Annotated in this window: 16 protein-coding genes; 4 read left to right on the forward strand and 12 right to left on the reverse strand. The window is 71.9% G+C overall.

Annotated features, from left to right (window positions below; genetic code table 11):
• Positions 1–226 precede the first annotated feature (226 nt).
• Entirely contained in the window at positions 227–1,609 is a 1,383-nt protein-coding gene (locus IH80_RS0116840) for an L-serine ammonia-lyase (RefSeq protein WP_030846770.1), read from the forward strand.
• A gap of 137 nt (positions 1,610–1,746) precedes the next feature.
• Entirely contained in the window at positions 1,747–2,247 is a 501-nt protein-coding gene (locus IH80_RS0116845) for an AMIN-like domain-containing (lipo)protein (protein ID WP_030961313.1), read from the forward strand.
• Between the two features lie 41 nt (positions 2,248–2,288).
• Here the strand turns inward: IH80_RS0116845 and IH80_RS0116850 are convergent, their stop codons facing one another.
• Complete coding sequence (locus tag IH80_RS0116850; RefSeq protein ID WP_030961315.1) at positions 2,289–2,933, reverse strand: dihydrofolate reductase family protein; 645 nt, start codon at positions 2,931–2,933, stop codon at positions 2,289–2,291.
• A gap of 214 nt (positions 2,934–3,147) precedes the next feature.
• On the opposite strand from IH80_RS0116850, the gene IH80_RS0116855 reads away from it, so the two are divergent.
• On the forward strand, positions 3,148–3,705 hold the full coding sequence (locus IH80_RS0116855) for a PadR family transcriptional regulator (RefSeq protein ID WP_030961316.1): 558 nt from the start codon (positions 3,148–3,150) through the stop codon (positions 3,703–3,705).
• A gap of 47 nt (positions 3,706–3,752) precedes the next feature.
• Here IH80_RS0116855 and IH80_RS0116860 read toward each other — a convergent pair whose 3' ends face one another.
• The 10 genes from IH80_RS0116860 to IH80_RS0116905 form a co-directional block, all read right to left on the reverse strand.
• The gene (locus IH80_RS0116860) at positions 3,753–3,965 is read right to left on the reverse strand and encodes an EF-hand domain-containing protein (protein WP_030961318.1); all 213 of its coding nucleotides are present in this window, start codon (positions 3,963–3,965) and stop codon (positions 3,753–3,755) included.
• 155 nt (positions 3,966–4,120) lie between these two features.
• On the reverse strand, positions 4,121–5,308 hold the full coding sequence (locus IH80_RS0116865; RefSeq protein ID WP_030961320.1) for a YncE family protein: 1,188 nt from the start codon (positions 5,306–5,308) through the stop codon (positions 4,121–4,123).
• Entirely contained in the window at positions 5,305–6,111 is an 807-nt protein-coding gene (locus IH80_RS0116870; protein ID WP_420708796.1) for a polysaccharide deacetylase family protein, read from the reverse strand. Before IH80_RS0116870 ends, IH80_RS0116865 begins: the two co-directional genes overlap by 4 nt.
• Positions 6,112–6,477: 366 nt before the next feature.
• On the reverse strand, positions 6,478–6,990 hold the full coding sequence (locus IH80_RS0116875) for an ATP-binding protein (protein ID WP_030961322.1): 513 nt from the start codon (positions 6,988–6,990) through the stop codon (positions 6,478–6,480).
• A 243-nt stretch (positions 6,991–7,233) separates the two neighbouring features.
• The gene (locus tag IH80_RS0116880; protein WP_030961324.1) at positions 7,234–8,001 is read right to left on the reverse strand and encodes an enoyl-CoA hydratase/isomerase family protein; all 768 of its coding nucleotides are present in this window, start codon (positions 7,999–8,001) and stop codon (positions 7,234–7,236) included.
• Between the two features lie 96 nt (positions 8,002–8,097).
• Positions 8,098–9,339 carry a L,D-transpeptidase gene (locus IH80_RS0116885; protein ID WP_051809415.1) on the reverse strand — a complete coding sequence of 414 codons (1,242 nt, stop codon included), beginning with the start codon at positions 9,337–9,339 and terminating at the stop codon, positions 8,098–8,100.
• 122 nt (positions 9,340–9,461) lie between these two features.
• Complete coding sequence (locus IH80_RS0116890; RefSeq protein ID WP_051809417.1) at positions 9,462–10,169, reverse strand: L,D-transpeptidase family protein; 708 nt, start codon at positions 10,167–10,169, stop codon at positions 9,462–9,464.
• 97 nt (positions 10,170–10,266) lie between these two features.
• Positions 10,267–11,118, reverse strand: coding sequence for an MSCRAMM family protein (locus tag IH80_RS0116895; protein ID WP_158943500.1), 852 nt, complete (start codon positions 11,116–11,118; stop codon positions 10,267–10,269).
• Between the two features lie 30 nt (positions 11,119–11,148).
• Positions 11,149–13,371, reverse strand: coding sequence for a choice-of-anchor A family protein (locus tag IH80_RS44760; protein WP_051809419.1), 2,223 nt, complete (start codon positions 13,369–13,371; stop codon positions 11,149–11,151).
• 157 nt (positions 13,372–13,528) lie between these two features.
• Complete coding sequence (locus IH80_RS0116905) at positions 13,529–14,749, reverse strand: L,D-transpeptidase (protein ID WP_030961331.1); 1,221 nt, start codon at positions 14,747–14,749, stop codon at positions 13,529–13,531.
• 182 nt (positions 14,750–14,931) lie between these two features.
• On the opposite strand from IH80_RS0116905, the gene glgX reads away from it, so the two are divergent.
• Complete coding sequence (glgX, locus tag IH80_RS0116910) at positions 14,932–17,301, forward strand: glycogen debranching protein GlgX (RefSeq protein ID WP_030961332.1); 2,370 nt, start codon at positions 14,932–14,934, stop codon at positions 17,299–17,301.
• On the opposite strand, the gene IH80_RS0116915 is transcribed toward glgX, so the two are convergent.
• Entirely contained in the window at positions 17,267–17,806 is a 540-nt protein-coding gene (locus IH80_RS0116915) for a MarR family winged helix-turn-helix transcriptional regulator (protein WP_051809421.1), read from the reverse strand. The genes glgX and IH80_RS0116915 overlap by 35 nt on opposite strands.
• Positions 17,807–17,813 lie beyond the last annotated feature (7 nt).

Genomic DNA, 17,813 nt, shown 5'->3' on the forward strand with positions numbered 1-17,813 from the left:
CCTCTCCCCGCGTCCCCCGGGGGTGCGGCCACCGGCCCCGGCTCCGGATCCGCCCCGGCTCCGCCCCCGGCCCGGCTCCGGCCCGCCACGTCGGCGTAACGCTTCCCACTCCTTCCGGCAGCCCGGTCGTTCACCGCGCCGCGCTAAGCTCGTCTGTCGGACATAGTCCGAACAATCCCCCTCCTGCCCCCTCCCACCCCACGAGCAGACAAGGGAGTCCGCCACCGTGGCCATCTCCGTCTTCGACCTCTTCTCCATCGGCATCGGTCCCTCCTCCTCCCACACGGTCGGTCCGATGCGCGCCGCCCGCATGTTCGTGACGCGGCTGAAGAAGGACGGTGTGCTCGCCCAGACGGCCTCCGTGCGGGCCGAGCTCTTCGGCTCTCTCGGCGCGACCGGCCACGGCCACGGCACGCCCAAGGCGGTGCTGCTGGGCCTGGAAGGCCACTCCCCCCGCACCGTGGACGTGGAGACGGCCGACGACGAGGTGGAGCGCATCCGCAAGAGCGGCCGCCTGCGCCTGCTGGGCGCGGAGATAGGCGATGGCCACGAGATCGCCTTCGACGAGCCGAACCAGCTGATCCTGCACCGCCGGCGCTCCCTGCCGTACCACGCGAACGGCATGACGCTCTTCGCGTACGACGAGGCCGGCACCCCGCTGCTGGAGAAGACCTACTACTCGGTCGGCGGCGGCTTCGTCGTGGACGAGGACGCGGTCGGCGAGGACCGGATCAAGCTCGACGACACGGTGCTGAAGTACCCCTTCCGCTCCGGTGACGAGATGCTGCGTCTCGCGAACGAGACCGGCCTGTCGATCTCCTCCCTCATGCTGGAGAACGAGAAGGCCTGGCGCACGGAGGAGGAGATCCGCGAGGGCCTCCTGGAGATCTGGCGCGTCATGCAGTCCTGCGTCTCGCGCGGCATGTCCCGCGAGGGCATCCTCCCCGGCGGCCTGCGGGTCAAGCGCCGCGCCGCCTCCACGGCGCGCCAGCTGCGCACCGAGGGCGACCCGATGATGCACCGCAGCGAGTGGACGACGATCTACGCGATGGCCGTCAACGAGGAGAACGCGGCCGGCGGCCGTGTCGTCACCGCACCCACCAACGGCGCGGCGGGCGTCCTCCCGGCCGTCCTGCACTACTACATGAACTTCGTCCCCGGCGCGGACGAGGACGGCGTGGTCCGCTTCCTCCTGGCCGCGGGCGCGATCGGCATGCTGTTCAAGGAGAACGCCTCGATCTCCGGTGCCGAGGTCGGCTGCCAGGGCGAAGTGGGCTCCGCCTGCTCGATGGCGGCCGGCGCCCTCGCCGAGGTCCTGGGCGGCACCCCGGAGCAGGTCGAGAACGCCGCCGAGATCGGCATGGAGCACAACCTGGGCCTGACCTGCGACCCGGTCGGCGGCCTGGTCCAGATCCCCTGCATCGAGCGCAACGGCATGGCCGCGGTCAAGGCCGTCACCGCCGCCAAGATGGCGATGCGCGGAGACGGCTCCCACAAGGTCTCCCTCGACAAGGTCATCAAGACCATGAAGGAGACCGGCGCCGACATGAAGATCAAGTACAAGGAGACCGCCCGCGGCGGCCTCGCGGTCAACGTCATCGAGTGCTGACCGCACACGCGTGACGCGGGGGCCGGGCGGCGCACGCCCGGCCCCCGCTGCCTTCCCGGCGGGCGGAACCGGGGGGTCCGGGGTGGCGTCCTAGGATGTGCCATCAGTCCCCGTCTCTCGAGAATCGAGGGGACATCATGATCCACACACGTCTCCGGCGCTTCGTGGCTCTGGCCTCCGGCGCACTGCTCGCCGCCGGACTCGCGTTCGCCTCACCCGCCTCGGCCTCCTCACTCACCTCCACCCAGGTCCCGACGCCGCTCGTCGTCAACGCCCGCTGGGGCGGGCACGCCACGTACGACCGGATCGTCATCGACCTGCAGGGGTACGCCCCCACGGTGACCGTCACGCCCGTCGCCCAGCTCGTGTACGACGGCTCCGGAAAGCCCGTGCCGCTGAACGGAAAGCATTTCCTGGAGATCCGCCTCAACCCCGCCGCCGCGCACAACGACGCGGGCGAGAGCGTCTACCACGGCCCCAAGCTGCAGAAGATCTACCTCAGCAAGCTCAAGGGGCTCGCCATGACCGGCGACTACGAGGGGTACGTGACCTTCGGCGCCGCTTTCGACACCGTCCCCTACTACCGCGCCTACAGCCTGCACTCGCCCGAGCGGTTCGTCGTGGACATCGCGCACTGAACCACCGGCCCGGGGCGTCGTGCGCCCCGGGCCGGCCCGTGTCACCGGCGCCAGAACAGGTGGTGCGTCACGCCGCTCGGGCTCGGCACGACCTCCAGGTGGAAGCGGTCGAGCAGCTCCTCGGGCGATTCCCACAGCCGCACCCCGGAGCCGATCTCCACGGGCGCGACCGCCACGTGCAGGGTGTCGACGAGTCCGGCGTCGAGGAACTCCCGGATGGTGGTGGCCCCGCCGCCGAGCCGGACGTCCTTGCCCCGCGCCGCTTCCCTGGCCGCGGCGAGGACGGCGGCCGGGGCGTCGTCGACGAAGTGGAAGGTGGTGTCGGAGAGCGTGAACGAGGGGCGCGGGTGGTGGGTCATGACGAAGACCGGCGTGTGGAACGGCGGCTCGTCCCCCCACCAGCCGCGCCAGTCGTGGTCGGCCCAGGGGCCCCGCTGGGGACCGAACTTGTTGCGGCCCATGATCTCCGCACCGATGTTGTGCGCGAAGTCCCGGGTGAAGTAGTCGTCCAGACCCCGGCTGCCGCCCGGGTCGGTGCGGTTCGGCCAGCTCGCGGTGGCCCCGGCCCACGCGAACAGGGCACCGGGATCGGCGTGCCCGAAGGGCCGCTCCAGGCTCTGGTGCTCACCGGTCCCGAATCCGTCGCGCGAGACGCAGAAGTTCTGGACTCTCAGCAGCTGCTCCACGGACTTCCTCCAGTCGTGTCGTCCCCTTGAGACCGTCCGGGGGCGGAGAACTCATCGGTGCTCGGAGCAGGGGAAGCCGCAGCGGCAGCCGCGGCAGCCACGCACCCCAGCGTGCGCAGCCCGCGGGGCGGGCGCCAGTGGGCCTGGCCCGTACGGGGGCGGCCGGGGGGAGGTGATCGCGGTGGCCGGGTCCCCGCAAACCTAGGATGGCGGCATGTCCCTGCCGCACGCCATCCTCACCGCCCTGCTCGAGAAGCCCTCGTCCGGGCTGGAGCTGACCCGGCGGTTCGACAAGTCGATCGGGTACTTCTGGTCGGCCACGCACCAGCAGATCTACCGCGAGCTGGGACGGCTGGAGGAGGCCGGGCTGATCCGGGCGCTGCCCAGCGAGGTGCCCGTGCGGGGGCAGAAGAAGGAGTACGAGGTGCTGCCCGCGGGCGGCGCGGAGCTGGCCCGGTGGGTCGCGGAGAGCCAGGACCCCAAGCCGATGCGCGATCCGCTGCTGCTGCGGATCCGGGCGGCGGGCGTCGTGGGGCCGCAGGGCCTCGGCCCCGAGCTGCGGCGCCATCTGGAACTGCACCGGCGCCAGCTGGCCCAGTACGAGGCCATCGAGGCGAAGGACTTCCCGCCGGAGCGCGACGCGGTGGAGGACCGGCTGCGCCGGCTCGTCCTGCACGGCGGGATCGCCCTGGAGACGTTCTGGCTGACCTGGCTGGAGGAGGCCCTCGCCGAGGTGGGCGACATGGAGGACGGGGCCGGTCCGGCGGCCTGACGCAGGCTGCCGCCCGGGCCCGCGGGCCCGGGCGGCAGACCGGGAGACTACTTGTTCAGGGAGTCCCAGAACTCGTCGAAGCTCAGCAGCTTGTCGCCGTTGGCGTCCTTGGAGGCGACGACGGAGTCCGCGACGGCCGGGGTCACGTGGGCGTCGCCCATGGCGCGCATCGCGGCGCTGTACTCGTCGGCCGTGATGAAGCCGTCACCGTTCACGTCGAACTTGTCGAACGTAGCCCGTGCGCTCTCGATGTCCGCCACTGGGTCCACCCCTTCTTGGTGCTTGTTGACCGGCCCAGGGTAGCGGCACCCGGGGCGGGCGGGACCTCCGGGTCCCGGGGCACCCGTGGGCGGCGTCTCGCCGATCGCGCCGGGCTCGCGGGGTCCCTGATCCGGGCTGACCGACAGGACACCCCCTAGCGGAAGATCCCGGTGTGGCCGAGCGAGTAGCGGCCGGGCTGCGGGTACACGGCGAGGCCGTGGGGGCCGCCGCCCACCGGGATCCGGGCGAGCTGCTTTCCGGTCACGGTGTCGATCGCGTACACCTCGGAGTTGTAACGGCCGGACAGCCACAGCACCTTGCCGTCGGCGGAGACGCCGCCCATGTCGGGGCTGCCGCCGTCCGGCAGCGTCCACTTCTTGGTGAGCTTCTTCTGCGCGAAGTTGTAGACCGAGACGGTGCCCTCGCCGCGGTTGGAGACGTACATCTCCTTGGAGTCACGGCTCACGTAGAGGCCGTGGCAGCCTTCGCCGGTGGGCAGCAGCTTGGGGGTCTCGAACGTGTCGCCGCTGAGCACCCACATGCCGTGCGCCATCATGTCGGCGACGAAGAAGGTCTTGCCGTCCGGGGAGACCTTGACGTCCTGCGGCATCGCGCCCTCGAAGGGCAGCTTCTGCTGGCCGACGACCTCCATCCGCTCGGTGTCCACCTTGAGCAGTTCGCCGGAGAACTCGCAGCTCACGATGAAGTAGCGGCCGTCGGCGGAGAAGTCCGCGTGGTTGACGCCGTAGCAGGTCACCGGGACGGTCTTCACGCGGTCCATGGTGTGGGGGTCGCGGAAGACCAGCTCCTTGTCCATCGAGGCCATGACGATCGCGTACTTGCCGTTGGGCGTGAAGTACAGGTTGTACGGGTCGTGCACCTCGACGGGCTTGCCGGCCTCGCCGGTCGCGGGGTTGATCGGGGTGAGCGTGTGGCCCCGGTTGTTGTTGACCCACAGGGTCTTCAGGTCCCAGGAGGGCACGACGTGCTGGGGCTGGACCCCGACCGGGATGGTGTCGATGACCTGGTAGGTCTCGGGGTCGATGACGGACACCGTGTTGGAGTTGGTGTTCGGCACGTAGACACGGGACGGGAAGTCCTTCACCACCGGGGAGAGCTTGCCCGGCCGGTCCGCCGCGTAGACGTCGTTCGGATCCAGCAGGGGCGGCATGCCCGGCAGTCCGGGCGGGGCGGCCGGTACGGCCTTGGCCGGCTCGGCCGGGCCCTTGGTGCCGAGCGCGTCGGCGGGTCCCTTTTCTGCCGATCCGCAGCCGGAGAGGGCGGCGAGGACCAGACCGGCCAGCAGCACGCCGGCATTCCGGGTAAGGCGGGTGGTCTTCATGGCGTCAGCAGCTCCGTGGTGGTCACCGCGCGCAGCTTGCGGCGCGCGAGTTCTGCGAGGAGGGAAGGCATCGCGTCGACCGTGTCCGCGTAGCCGAAGTGCAGGCTCACCACGGATCCGGGCCGGATCGACCCGGTGACGGTGCGGAGGACGGCCGCGGCGCCGGGCGAGGTGAAGTCGAGGGAGTCGACGTCGTACGAGAGCACGTGCGGGTAGCCCGCCCGCTGGGCCAGTTTTTGGACGAGCGGTGTCGCGTACTGCGTCTGGGAGGGCCGGAACCAGGTGCCGATGGAGCCGGTGAGCCGCTTGAGGCGCTGGGCGCAGCCGGTGATCTCGGCATGGGCCTCCGCCTCGGTCATGTCGTTGATCGCGAGGTGGCGCTGGGTGTGGTTGCCGAGTTCGTGACCGCCGTCGAGGATCCGGCGTGCCATGTCCGGGTGGGCGTCCAGCCAGGCTCCGATCGCCAGTACGGTGACCCGCGCGCCGCCCTTTTCCGCCGCGGCCAGCGCCGCGCGCGCGAGGGCGGGATCGCCGTTGCCGTGGAAGGTGAGCGCGACCCGGTCCCGGTCGCGGGGACCGTGGCCGATCTCGACGGGCTGCCCGGCGAACCGGCGCGGGGCGGCCGGTGCCGCCCGGGCGGGCTCGGCCGGGCGGGCCGGGCCGGGCGGCGGGGAGGTGGCTGCGGAGGGCGGACGACCCGGGCCGCACCCGGCGGTGAGACCGGCCGCCGCGGCGCCGGCCGCACCGAGACCGGCCGCACGCAGAGCCGCACGCAGGGCCGCGCGGCGGCCTGGATATGAGATCACTTGCTCATTTAAGAGGCGGATGACCCGGAAGGTAATGATTGACCCATTTCGGGGCGTTCACCAACCAGGCCCGACCGGGCACCCATCCGCCACGTGATCAACGATTCACTCAGAGCAGTCGATATTTATTCATGGATTGCGAGGTGGGTGGCCCACCTCACCTAGGATTTAGCTAGAAAGTCTTGCTATTTGCACACTTATGTCCAAGTAGGGACTTTTGGCGTTCGAGCCCTCGTCTGTCATAGTCGAAAGCACGACTTCCCATTGACCCGAGCGAAGTCGCCACGCCGAGGATCACACCCCCTTCGATCCTCGGCGCACCCATGAAGCCCCCACACCGCCCCACACGGCGAGCCGGGGGCTTCAGGCGTTCTGGCGGTCGGCGACCCGCATCTCGAACCAGGTGATCTTCCCCCGGGGCAGCAGGTCGGCGCCCCAGCGGTCGGAGAGCTTGTCGACGAGGAAGAGGCCGCGGCCCGTGGTGTCCAGCTCGTGGACCGGCATCAGACAGGGCAGCCCGCGCGAGGGATCGCGCACCTCCACCCGGATCCAGCCGCGCCGCCGCAGCATGCGTAATCCGAAGGAGCGGGCGCCGGTGTGGCGGACCGCGTTGCCGACGAGTTCCGAGACCAGCAGGACGGCGTGCTCGGAGATCTGCGGCGAGAGGCCCCAGAGGCGGATCACCACGCACTGGGTGAGCCGCCGCGCGGTACCGGCCGACTCGGGCATGGACGGCAAGGTCACTTCGGCCTCGGCCGGGTTGCCGTACAACTCCAGCGCCTTGAGGCCCTGTTCCTCCTCGACCGCCGCCGTGAGCCGTACCGCCGAAGCACCGCCGCGTTGCCGCGGCTGTTCCACACCCTCCAGGCCCGCCATGCACCCATCATGGACGGCCGGCCCGCCCCTCCGGGCGGTTCCACAGGAAAACACCCCCCGGATTCAACCAATCCAAGGGGGTGCCCCGTCCCATGCGGGAGGCGGCAAGAGGGCTTGAAAACGGGCCCGACCTGCCGTGACGCACCGCATGGGAGTGATCACGCGGAGTTGATCACCCATTCTGCTTAAGGCTGCCTTAAGGCCTGGCTAATCCACCCCCAGGGAGGACCACCCGCCCACGGCTCAGACGAACTTCGCCTTGCCCGGGCCCTCTTCGACGAAGCTGCGCATGCCGCGCTCGCGGTCCTCGGTCGCGAACAGGCCCGCGAACCAGTTGCGTTCGATGGTGAGCCCGGTGTCGATGTCAGCCTCCAGCCCCGCGTCCACGCACTCCTTCGCGGCGCGCAGCGCGATCGCCGGACCCTGCGCGAGCCGGGCCGCCCAGGCGTGCGCCTGCTCGTACACCTCCGCCGCGGGCACCACCCGGTCGACCAGGCCCAGGGTGAACGCCTCGTCGGCCTTGACCATCCGGCCGGTGAAGATCAGGTCCTTGGCCCGGGAGGGGCCGACCAGCCGGGACAGCCGCTGCGTACCGCCCGCGCCGGGGATCAGACCGAGCAGGATCTCGGGCTGGCCGAGCTTGGCGTCGTCGGCGGCGATCCGGTAGTCGGCGCACAGCGCGAGCTCACAACCACCGCCCAGCGCATAGCCGGTGATCGCGGCGACGACGGGCTTGGGGATGCGGGCGACGGCGGTGAAGGCGTCCTGCAGCGCACGGGACCGGACGACCATCGCCGCGTGGTCCATCGTCTGCATCTCCTTGATGTCCGCGCCCGCCGCGAACACCTTCTCGCCGCCGTAGATGACGACCGCGCGGACGTCCGCCCGGTCGGTCGCCTCCACGGCGAGCTCGCGCAGCCGGTCCTGGGTGGCGATGTCCAGGGCGTTCATGGGCGGCCGGTCCAGGCGGATGGTGCCGACGCCTTCGGAGACTTCGAGAGAGATGGTCATACGGGTCAGGTTAGCGCCGGTTAACGTGAAGTGGCCCGGTGCTGTGGGTCACAGCACCGGGCCATCCGGATCACGTACCGGGCGTACGCGCAGCGGCTACTTGATCCACTCCGCCCACGGCATGTTCCAGCCGTTGAGCCCGTTGTCCGGGGCGATCTGCTTGTCCTTCGAGTTCTTCACGATGACCACGTCGCCGATCAGCGACTCGTCGAAGAACCAGGCCGCGGGCTGCTTGGAGTCACCCGCGCCGCGGACGTCCTTGAGCCCGATGCAGCCGTGGCTGACGTTCGCCGAGCCGAAGGTGCCCGCGGAGGCCCAGTAGTTGCCGTGCACGAAGGTGCCCGACTGCGACAGGCGCATGGCGTGCGGGACGTCGGAGATGTCGTACTCGCCCCCGAAGCCGACGGTCGCGCCGTTCATCCGCGTGACCTTGTACTTCTCGCTGATGACCATCTGGCCGTTGTAGGTCGTGGTCGACGGGGCGCCCGCGGTGATCGGGACGTCCTTGAGGACCTGGCCGTCACGGACGACCTGCATCGTGTGGGCGGCCGCGTCGACCGTCGAGACCTGGGACCGGCCGATGGTGAAGGTGACGGTGCGGGTCTGCTTGCCGTACACGCCGGGGCGGCCCTCCACACCGTCGAGGGCGAGCTTGACGGTGACCTTGGTGCCCGCGGCCCAGTAGTTCTCGGGGCGGAAGTCGAGGCGGTCGTTGCCGAACCAGTGGCCCTCGATCGGCACGGCCGGCTCGGCGGTCACGGTGATGGCCTTCTCGACGGCCTCGGGGTTGGTGATACCACGGGTGAAGTTGATCGAGACCGGCATGCCCACGCCGACGGTCGCGCCGTCCTCGGGCGTGTAGTGGCCCACGAAGGTGTTGGTCGGGGTCAGGGTCGTGAAGCTGGTGTCCTTGGCGGACTCCCGGCCGGCCTCGTCCTTCGCGACCGCGTGCACCTTGTACTCGGTGGCCGAGGCCAGGTGGCGGGCCGGCTCCCAGCTCGCACCGTCGGCGGAGAGCTTGCCCTCGACCGCGTTGCCCTTGGTGTCGGCGACGGTCACCGTGCTGAGCTTGCCGCCGGTGCTCGTTATCTTCAGGACGCCGCTGGTGGCGACCTCCTTGGCCCCGTCGTCGGGCTTGACGTTGACGACGGCCTTCGAGGCCTCGGTACCGGTCTTGGCGCCGCCCCCGGCGTTGTCACTGCCGCTGCCGTTGCTGTTGCCGCCGCCACCGCCGCCGCAGGCGGTGGTGAACAGCAGGGCCGCTCCCAGCAGAAGGGCCGGCAGGCCGGTGCGGGCGCGGCCGCGTATCGGCTGCAGGTTCACTCGTGTTCTCCCCATGTCCCCCGCGCGCGGACAGTCGCGCGCATGTCGACAGGAAATCACACGGGAGGATCACGATGAGCCACGGTCGTGTCACCGTTCCGTCCCAACTGCCGCGAATGGGCCGTGGCGGCTTGCGGTCAGTCCTCCGTGCCCGGCTTGACGCCCCAGACGTAGACGGCGTCGCCCTCGGCGAGCACGTCCCAGAGGCGCTTCGCGTCCGGTTCGGTGAGGTTGACGCAGCCTGCGGAACCACCGGTTCCGTAGAGGGAGCCGGGGGCGCCGTGCAGGGCCTGGCCCCCGTCGAAGAACTGGGCGTGCGGCATGCGCGTGCCGTACAGCGAGGAGACGTGGTCCTTGTTGCGCCAGTACACCTCGTGCCAGCCGGTCCGGGTCTCCTGGTAGTCGCGGCCGGTGCGGATGGGCACGGGCGGGAAGACGACCCGGCTCCCCCGCTGCACCCACAGCAGCTGGCGGTCGAGGTCGACGCACGTGACGCGGTGGTCGCGCTCGGGGCAGTCGCCCGCGGCGTTGGGGTCGGGACGTGCCTGAACGACGAGCATCGTGCGGTAGGTGGCGACGCCGGCGTAGCCGTCGGCCGGGCTGACGCCGTTCGCGCGCTGGAAGGCGCGGACCGCGTAGCAGTCCGCCGTGGACTGCACCCCGTCGACCGGCCGGCCCACGTGGTCCTCCAGCTCCCGCTGGTAGGGGCCGGTGCCCGCCCCGCACGCGCTCTCCGGTTCCGCCGGGGCGGCCACCGCCGCGGACGGCTGGGTGCCCGCCAGTGCGAGCAGGGCGCCGAGTACGGCCACCCGCGCTATCGGGCCGGTCCCCTGACGTACGGCCATGCGGGCCTCCTCGGGTCTGTGAGCACGACGGTCACAGACCAGCCAACCCGCACGGCCGGGGTACGGCTCGCGCTGCTGCGCCGCCGGGGTGAGGAGGTCACTCCGGCGGCGCACCGGCGCGAGCGGCCCGGGGCGGGCGGCCGTCGCGGCGGTCCCGGTCCTCGCCCACCTCGGGGATCCGCTCGGCCCGCCGGACGAGGACGGTGAGCAGGAGCCGGCGCCCGGACGCGGCGTCCAGCCGCCAGGGGCCGGCCACCGGCTCCTTCGGCATCACGTAGCCCTCGGGAACGTCCTTGGCGACCAGGAAGTACGCGCCGTCGGCGAGCCCCTCGAAGTCGCAGGTGCCGTCGGCATCGGTGGCACAGCCGGGCCGGACGCGCTGGTCGGCGGCGACGCCCGCGGTCTGCAGGCCGGTGGTGCCGTCGGTCTCCCGCCACAGTTCGAACACCGCGCCGTGCAGCGGGGCACCGGTCTTCCCGTCCTTCGTCCGGACCCGGACCCCGCCGCCGTACGCCGCGTCCCGGCGCCGGTTCGGGACGTTGACCACGAGCCCGTCCCGGGCGGCGTCCTCGCCGAAGTCGAAGCCGGTGAAGGGTTCGTCCGGTGGTTCGTAGCCGACGGGGACGGCGACCTGCACCGCGTAGTACGTCTCGCCGGTCGCCGGCTCCATGGTGCACAGGCCCTTAGCGTCGGTCACGCAGCCGTGCTCCAGCTTCTGGTCGGCGCCCTGACCGGTGCTCTGGAGCCCGGCCCGGTCGTTGGTCTCGCGCCACAGCTCGAACCGGGCTCCGGGCAGGGGTGTTCCGGTGTCCATATCGGTGCTGCGCAGCACCACCCGGGCGGTGCCGGGTGGTGCCGCGGGCGGCACGGCAAGGGCCGGGGCCGCCGTGGCGAGCACCGCCGCGGCGGCGGGACCGATGAGCCACACCCTCGTCGTCCTGGCTGTCATGCCGCTCCGTCCGTCGTCCTGGGCAGGGGATCAGGCCCGGGGGCCCTCGGTGTCCTTCGGGTGCCCGGGGTGCTCCGGCTTCTGGTGGTGCCCGCCGTCGCCCTTGCCGTGGCCGTGGTCGCCCCTGCCGTGATCGCCCTTGTCGTGATCGCCCTTGCCCTTGCCGTGGCCGTCGCGCTTGTTCTGGAGCGTGACCACGAGCCGGCGGTCCGGGGTGGCGGCGTCCAGCGTCAGCGGTCCGGTGACCCGGTCCGCGGGCAGCGCGTAGCCCTCGGGCACGGCCGTCTCGACCAGGTAGTACGAGCCCGCGGGGAGCGGGCCGAAGTCGCAGACCCCGCCGCGGTCGGTGGCGCAGCCGTCGGCCGCCCTGCGGTCGGCGTTGATGCCGCGCGTCTGCAGGCCGGCGGTGCCGTTGGTCTCCTGCCACACCTCGAACACCGCGCCGCGCAGCGGCCGCCCGGTCCTGGCGTCCTGCTTCAGGACCCGGATGGAGCCCTCGTACCGCTCGCTCCTCGTGTTCGCGACGGTGACGACGATGCCGTCCGTCACGTCGCCCGCGGTCAGGTCGAAGCGCGTGACCGGGTCCGCCGGCGGTTCGTAGCCGCCCGGGACCGCAGTCTCCCGCCAGTAGTACGTCTGTCCGACCGGGAGTTCCACCGTGCAGGTGCCCCGGGCGTCGGTGACGCAGGCGCCGTCCAGCCGGGTGTCACCGCCCGGGGTGGCGGTCTGGAGGCCGGGGGTGCCGTTGCTCTCCCGCCACAGTTCGAACTCCGCGCCGGGCAGTGCCGCGCCGGTCGCCGCGTCCGTCTTGCGCAGCACCACCCGGGCGCCGTCCGGCGGCTCGGGGCTGCGCCGGTTGTCCGCCTCGTACCGGACGCCGGTCTGCGCGTTCTGGGTGGTCAGGGTCAGCTCGCCGACGGGCTGGGCGGGCTGCTCGTAGCCGGGGGGCGCCTGGGTCTCGCGCCAGTAGTACGTGCCGAGCGCGGTGGTCGCCTCGCACAGGCCGCTCGCCGGTGTGGTGCACCGGGTGACCAGGGTGTCGGCGTCCGGGCCGGCGGGCTGCAGGCCCGCCGTGCCGTTGCTCTCCCGCCACAGCTCGAACCGGGCTCCCGCGAGCGCCGCGCCCGTCCCGGCGTCCCGCTTGAGGACGGAGACCGAGCCGGTCACCGGGGCCGGTCCGCCGCAGTCGGGCAGGTCCCCGTCGAAGGGGTAGGCGTGGAACTCCTGGCCGCCGCCCCCGACGGTCTCGCTGCCGTGGGTGACGGAGCCGGTGGTGAAGAAACGGCCGTTGATGCCGGGCAGGGTGATCGTGGTCTCGGAGCTCTGCTGCCCCATCAGGAAGCTGCCCTGGAACTGGCCGCCGCCGGTCAGCCGCACGGTGGTGGCATCGGGGAAGTTCCACAGCAGCCGGTCGCGGTAGGCGTTCAGCGGGTCGGTGTCCTGGAGGCCGCCGCTGTAGGTGTTGATGGTGCGGTCGGCGCCCAGGACGTTGACCAGGACGGTGGCCCCGGCCGGGATCCGGTCGAAGCGGATGCCCTGCATGCCGCCGCCGTTGCCGACCATGTCCGCGTTCACGTGGAAGACCTGGAGCGCGGAGGCGTTGTCGCCGGTGAAGAGGGTCTCGTAGCCCCGGTTGGCGACGGTGCCGGTGGCCGGGCGGAGCTGTCCGCCGACCCGGGCGTAGCACTGGCTGGCGGCGCTGAGCCGGTCGCGCAGTCCGGCGTACGGGGTCACGGCGGCGGGGTCGGCGACCAGGCGGCCGGAGACCACCCCGGTGACGGTGCCCGCGTGCCGGACCACGCCGCCGTCGGCGAGCAGCCGTTCGCCGGCGGCGACGGTGATGCCTCCGCCGGTGGTGAGGAAGTCGGCTCCGTCGGGCGGCGGTACGAGCGATCCGGCGCCGACGATCCCGACGTTGTAGCGGCTGTCGCCGCCGGCCACCTTGTCCTGGTCGAAGTCGCCGAGGACGACGAGGCGGCCCTCGGCCTCGGAGGCCCGCCCCCGGACCCGGAAGTCGCCGCCGGCGAAGATGTTGATGCCGTTGTCCCGGCCGCGCAGGACGCCGTCGCTGTTGATCGGCGGGTACGGGTCCGGGCAGCGGCCCGGAACGCAGGGACCCAGCCCGTCGGGCAGCGGCGCGCGGGCCGCCGCCACCGGCCGGTCGGCGCCGGGACCGGCGGCGACGGCCGTGGGGGCCGCGGCGGCCAGCACGGCGCCGACCGCGATCCCGAGGGTCCAGTTCCTTGCTGACATGACGCTCCGTCCGTTTTCCCTGCTGCCCGATGTGCCCTGGTACGCACCGATGCGCTTTGACAGGCTGGGGGCAGGGATCGGCGGTGCGGTGCGCGGACACTCTCCGCTACGGCATTCCGATCACACGAGTCACTCTTGTGGGGGGCTCGTGCGCCGTTCAGGCGAGGGCGGAGCCGGCCACCCAGTCCGCCCAGGACATGTTCCAGCCGCCGAGCCCGTTGTCGGCGGCGACCGTCTTGTCCTGCGAGTTGACGACCTCGATCACGTCGCCGATCAGGGTCCGGTCGAAGAACCAGCCCGCCGGCGTGTCGGAGCCGCCGCCCTTGTCGTCGCGCAGGCCCACGCAGCCGTGGCTCACGTTGGTGGTGCCGAAGGTGTCGGGGCTGGACCAGTAGTTCCCGTGCAAGAAGGTCCCGGAGTTGGTGAGCCGCATGGCGTGGGGGACGTCGGGGATGTCGTACTCGCCGCCGAACCCGACGGTCTGTCCGTTCATCCGGGTGACGTCGAAGAGCTCCATCACCACCATCTTGCCGTTGTAGGTGGTGGTCTTGGGTGCTCCGGCGCTGATCGGCACGGTCGACAGCAGTTCCCCGTCCCGGCGGACCTCCATGGTGTGGGCGGCCGCGTCCACGGTTGAGATCTGGGAGCGCCCGACGGTGAAGGTGACGGTCTTGGACTGGATCCCGTACGAGCCGGGCGCGCCCTCGACGTCGCGCAGGGCCATCCGCACGGTGACCTTGGTCCCGGGCTTCCAGTACTGCTTGGGCCGGAAGTCGAGGCGTTCCTTGCCGAACCAGTGGGCGGCGATCTCCACCGCCGGCTCCGCGGTGATCCGGATGGCGCGCTCCACCTCGGCCCGGCGTTCGATGGGGCGGCTGAACTTGAAGGAGACGATCATGCCGGTGCCGACGGTGGAGCGGTTCTCGGGCTTGAAGTAGCCGATGAACCGTTCTTCGGGGACGTAGGTGGTGAAGGTGGTGCGGCGGGCCTGGCGGCGGTTGTGCCCGTCGAGGGCGACGGCGTCCACGGTGTACTTGGCGGCCAGGGCGAGCCGTCCCGCCTGCGGGGTGGGGCTCCAGCTGAGTCCGTCGGGGGCGATGGCGCCGGGGACCTCCTCCTGCTGCGCGTCCTCGACCTTGGTCACCACGACCCGTTCCAGCCGTCCTTCGGGCACGGTGACCGTCAGCCGCCCGTCGGCCGGCACGTCCTTGGCGTTGTCGTCGGGGGTGATGCGGATGGCCTCGTCCGGCGAGCGGACTCTGCCGGGGAGCTGGATCTCGACGGGCGACTTGCCGTCCTGGGTGCAGCCTGCCGACCCGCCCAGCAGGCCCGCCCACACCGCCACGGCGGCCAAGCCCGCCCCTGCCCGCCTCGTCAGAAGAGTCACGTTCCCTCCAACGACCGGGCCCTCCGGGGGAAACGTGAGCGCGGGCCACGTTCCGGGCAGAACAGTCCGGGCAGAACAGTGGGAAGGACCAGACGGGGGCGGGCCCGGGCCGGGACGCCGGGGCCACACATTCCCCTGCCCCCGCCGGTACCGAAGAGCCGTGGAGGCGGGCAGTGTCGAGCGCAGCCGAGCAGGAGGCGGTGGAAGCCGTCAGCAACGCCGTCGGAGCGGTACGGAGCGGACAGGCCGCGCCCGTACCGCACGTCGACGGCCAACCGGGCGGCCCCGTGGGCCGGCAGTCCAACGGGCGGCCGGACGGCCGGACGAACGGCCAGGTCAAGGGGCAGGCTCCAGCGGCGCGGGCGCGCCCGGCCCCGGCAGTGTGGCCGGGGTCCTCGCATCCCCTGGGGGCCCGCTTCCACTACGGGCCGGACGGGACCGCGGGTACCAACTTCGCCGTGTGGGCGCAGGGCGCGGAGGCGGTGGAGGTGTGCCTCTTCGACGAGGGCGGGACCGAGACCCGCTGCCTGCTGACGGAGCTCACGCACGAGATCTGGCACGGTTTCGTGCCGGGCGTGCGGCCGGGGCAGCGGTACGGCTTCCGCGTGCACGGCCGCTGGGACCCCTGGACGGGGGTCCGGCACAATCCGGCGAAGCTGCTCCTGGACCCGTACGCACGGGCCGTCGACGGGGACTTCACCTTGCCGCCGGAGGTGTACGGGCACGTCCGGGACTGGCCGCAGCAGTACATCGCGGACACGGTGCGCGACGACCGGGACTCCGCTCCGTTCGTGCCCAAGGGCGTGGTCGTGCACGATGACGACGACTGGGCGGACGACGTCCGGCCGAAGACCCCCTGGGCCGATTCGGTGATCTACGAGCTGCACGTGCGCGGCTTCACGATGCGCCATCCGGGTGTTCCCGAGGAGCTGCGCGGGACCTACGCGGGCCTGGCCCATCCGGCGGCGGTCGAGCACCTGGTGAAGCTGGGCGTGACGGCGGTCGAGCTGCTTCCGGTGCACCAGTTCGCGCACGAGGACCATCTGATGCGCAAGGGGCTGCGCAACTACTGGGGCTACAACTCGGTCGGCTACTTCGCCCCGCACGCGGGGTACTCGTCGAGCGGTACGGCCGGTCAGCAGGTCGGCGAGTTCAAGCGGATGGTCCGGGCGCTGCACGCGGCCGGGATCGAGGTCATCCTCGACGTGGTCTACAACCACACGGCGGAGGCCGGTGAGCTGGGGCCCACGCTGTCGTTGCGCGGCTTCGACAACCGGGGCTACTACCGGCTCCAGTCCGACCAGCGGCGGTACGCCGACTACACGGGCTGCGGGAACACCCTGCACGCCGGGCGGCCGCACGTGCTGCGGCTGATCACGGACTCGCTGCGCTACTGGGTCACGGAGATGGGGGTGGACGGCTTCCGCTTCGACCTGGCGGCGGCGCTGGCCCGCTCGATGCACGACGTGGACATGCTGTCGCCGTTCCTGGCGGTGATCGCGCAGGATCCGGTGCTGCGGCGGGTGAAGCTGATCGCCGAGCCGTGGGACGTCGGTTCGGGCGGCTACCAGGTGGGGGCGTTCCCGCCGCTGTGGACGGAGTGGAACGACCGTTACCGGGACGCCGTACGGGACTTCTGGCGGGGCGCGCTGCCCGACGTGCGGGACCTCGGCTACCGGCTGTCGGGGTCGAGCGACCTGTACGCGTGGGGCGGGCGGCGCCCGTACGCCTCGGTGAACTTCGTGACCGCGCACGACGGTTTCACCCTGCGGGACCTGGTGTCCTACGAGCGCAAGCACAACGACGCGAACGGGGAGGCGGGCCGGGACGGGACCAACGACAACCGTTCGTGGAACTGCGGGGCGGAGGGGGAGACGGACGACGCCCGCATCGGGGCGCTGCGGCGCCGCCAGCTGCGCAACCTGCTGACCACCCTGCTGCTGTCGACCGGGGTGCCGATGCTGGTGGCGGGCGACGAGTTCGGGCGCACGCAGGGCGGCAACAACAACGCCTACTGCCAGGACAACGAGACGGGGTGGGTGGACTGGTCGCTGCTGGAGGATCCGGCGTGGCGGTCGCTGTTCGCCCTGACGGCCCGGCTGATCTCGCTGCGCCACGCCCATCCGGTGCTGCGGCGGCGGGCGTTCTTCTCGGGCCGGCCGCAGGGCGCGGACGGGCTGCGGGACCTGGCCTGGTTCACGCCGACGGGCGTGGAGATGACGGAGCGGGACTGGTACGCCCCGTCGGCCGCGCTGGGGATGTACCTGTCGGGGCGGGACATCCCGGGCCGTGACGAGCGGGGCCGACAGGTGACGGACGACAGCTTCCTCGTGCTGCTGCACACCGGTGACCGGCCGGCGGCGTGGGTGCTGCCGGGGGCGCCGTGGGCCGAGGGGTACGAACTGGTCCTGGACACCTCCCTGGAGGAGCAGGCCGCCGTCCCGGGCACCCTGCACCGCGCCGGGGAGACCCTGACCGTGCCGGCCCGTTCGGTGCTGCTGCTGAAGGTCAGCGGGTCTCGACCGCCAGGAGCATCCGCTTGAGGAGCGCGGCGAGCGCGGCGCGGTCGGCGTCGTCGAGGGGCTCGATCATCTCGGCCTCGGCGATGCCGCGCCAGCGCATGGCCTCGGTCCACCGCCGGTGGCCCTCCTCGGTGAGCTCCACGTCGACCCGGCGGCGGTCGGCGGCGGCGCGCACCCGGCGGACCAGGCCCGACTTCTCCAGGGTGTCGAGGCGGCCGGTCATCCCGGCCGGGGAGAGGAGCAGTTCGGCGGCGAGTTCGGCGGAGGGAGCCCGCCAGGGTGCGCCGCGGGAGGCGAGCCGGTGCATCGTCTCGAACTCGAAGGCCTGGAGTCCGGTCTCGGCGAGCGCCCGCTCCTTGCCGTGCGACACGTGCTTGGCGAGGAGCTGGATACGGGTGATGACGGCTTCGGTGGGCACGTCGAAGGGCACTTTGCCGGTCCACCGGGCGATGTGCCGGTCGACGGAGTCCTCGGAGGGTTCCGTTTCCGACGCCCGCGCCCGGCCGTCGGCCGCCTCTCTGCCCATGCCCGCA

Source organism: Streptomyces sp. NRRL S-378 (assembly GCF_000720645.1).
GTDB lineage: Bacteria > Actinomycetota > Actinomycetes > Streptomycetales > Streptomycetaceae > Streptomyces.

Coding starts and splice junctions, on each gene's coding strand:
- IH80_RS0116875 (WP_030961322.1), bottom strand. CDS start 6,990: ATGGCGGGCCTGGAGGGTGTGGAACAGCCGCGGCAACGCGGCGGTGCT.
- IH80_RS0116915 (WP_051809421.1), bottom strand. CDS start 17,806: ATGGGCAGAGAGGCGGCCGACGGCCGGGCGCGGGCGTCGGAAACGGAA.
- IH80_RS0116845 (WP_030961313.1), top strand. CDS start 1,747: ATGATCCACACACGTCTCCGGCGCTTCGTGGCTCTGGCCTCCGGCGCA.
- IH80_RS0116885 (WP_051809415.1), bottom strand. CDS start 9,339: ATGGGGAGAACACGAGTGAACCTGCAGCCGATACGCGGCCGCGCCCGC.
- IH80_RS0116895 (WP_158943500.1), bottom strand. CDS start 11,118: ATGACAGCCAGGACGACGAGGGTGTGGCTCATCGGTCCCGCCGCCGCG.
- IH80_RS0116855 (WP_030961316.1), top strand. CDS start 3,148: ATGTCCCTGCCGCACGCCATCCTCACCGCCCTGCTCGAGAAGCCCTCG.
- IH80_RS0116880 (WP_030961324.1), bottom strand. CDS start 8,001: ATGACCATCTCTCTCGAAGTCTCCGAAGGCGTCGGCACCATCCGCCTG.
- IH80_RS44760 (WP_051809419.1), bottom strand. CDS start 13,371: ATGTCAGCAAGGAACTGGACCCTCGGGATCGCGGTCGGCGCCGTGCTG.
- IH80_RS0116890 (WP_051809417.1), bottom strand. CDS start 10,169: ATGGCCGTACGTCAGGGGACCGGCCCGATAGCGCGGGTGGCCGTACTC.
- IH80_RS0116865 (WP_030961320.1), bottom strand. CDS start 5,308: ATGAAGACCACCCGCCTTACCCGGAATGCCGGCGTGCTGCTGGCCGGT.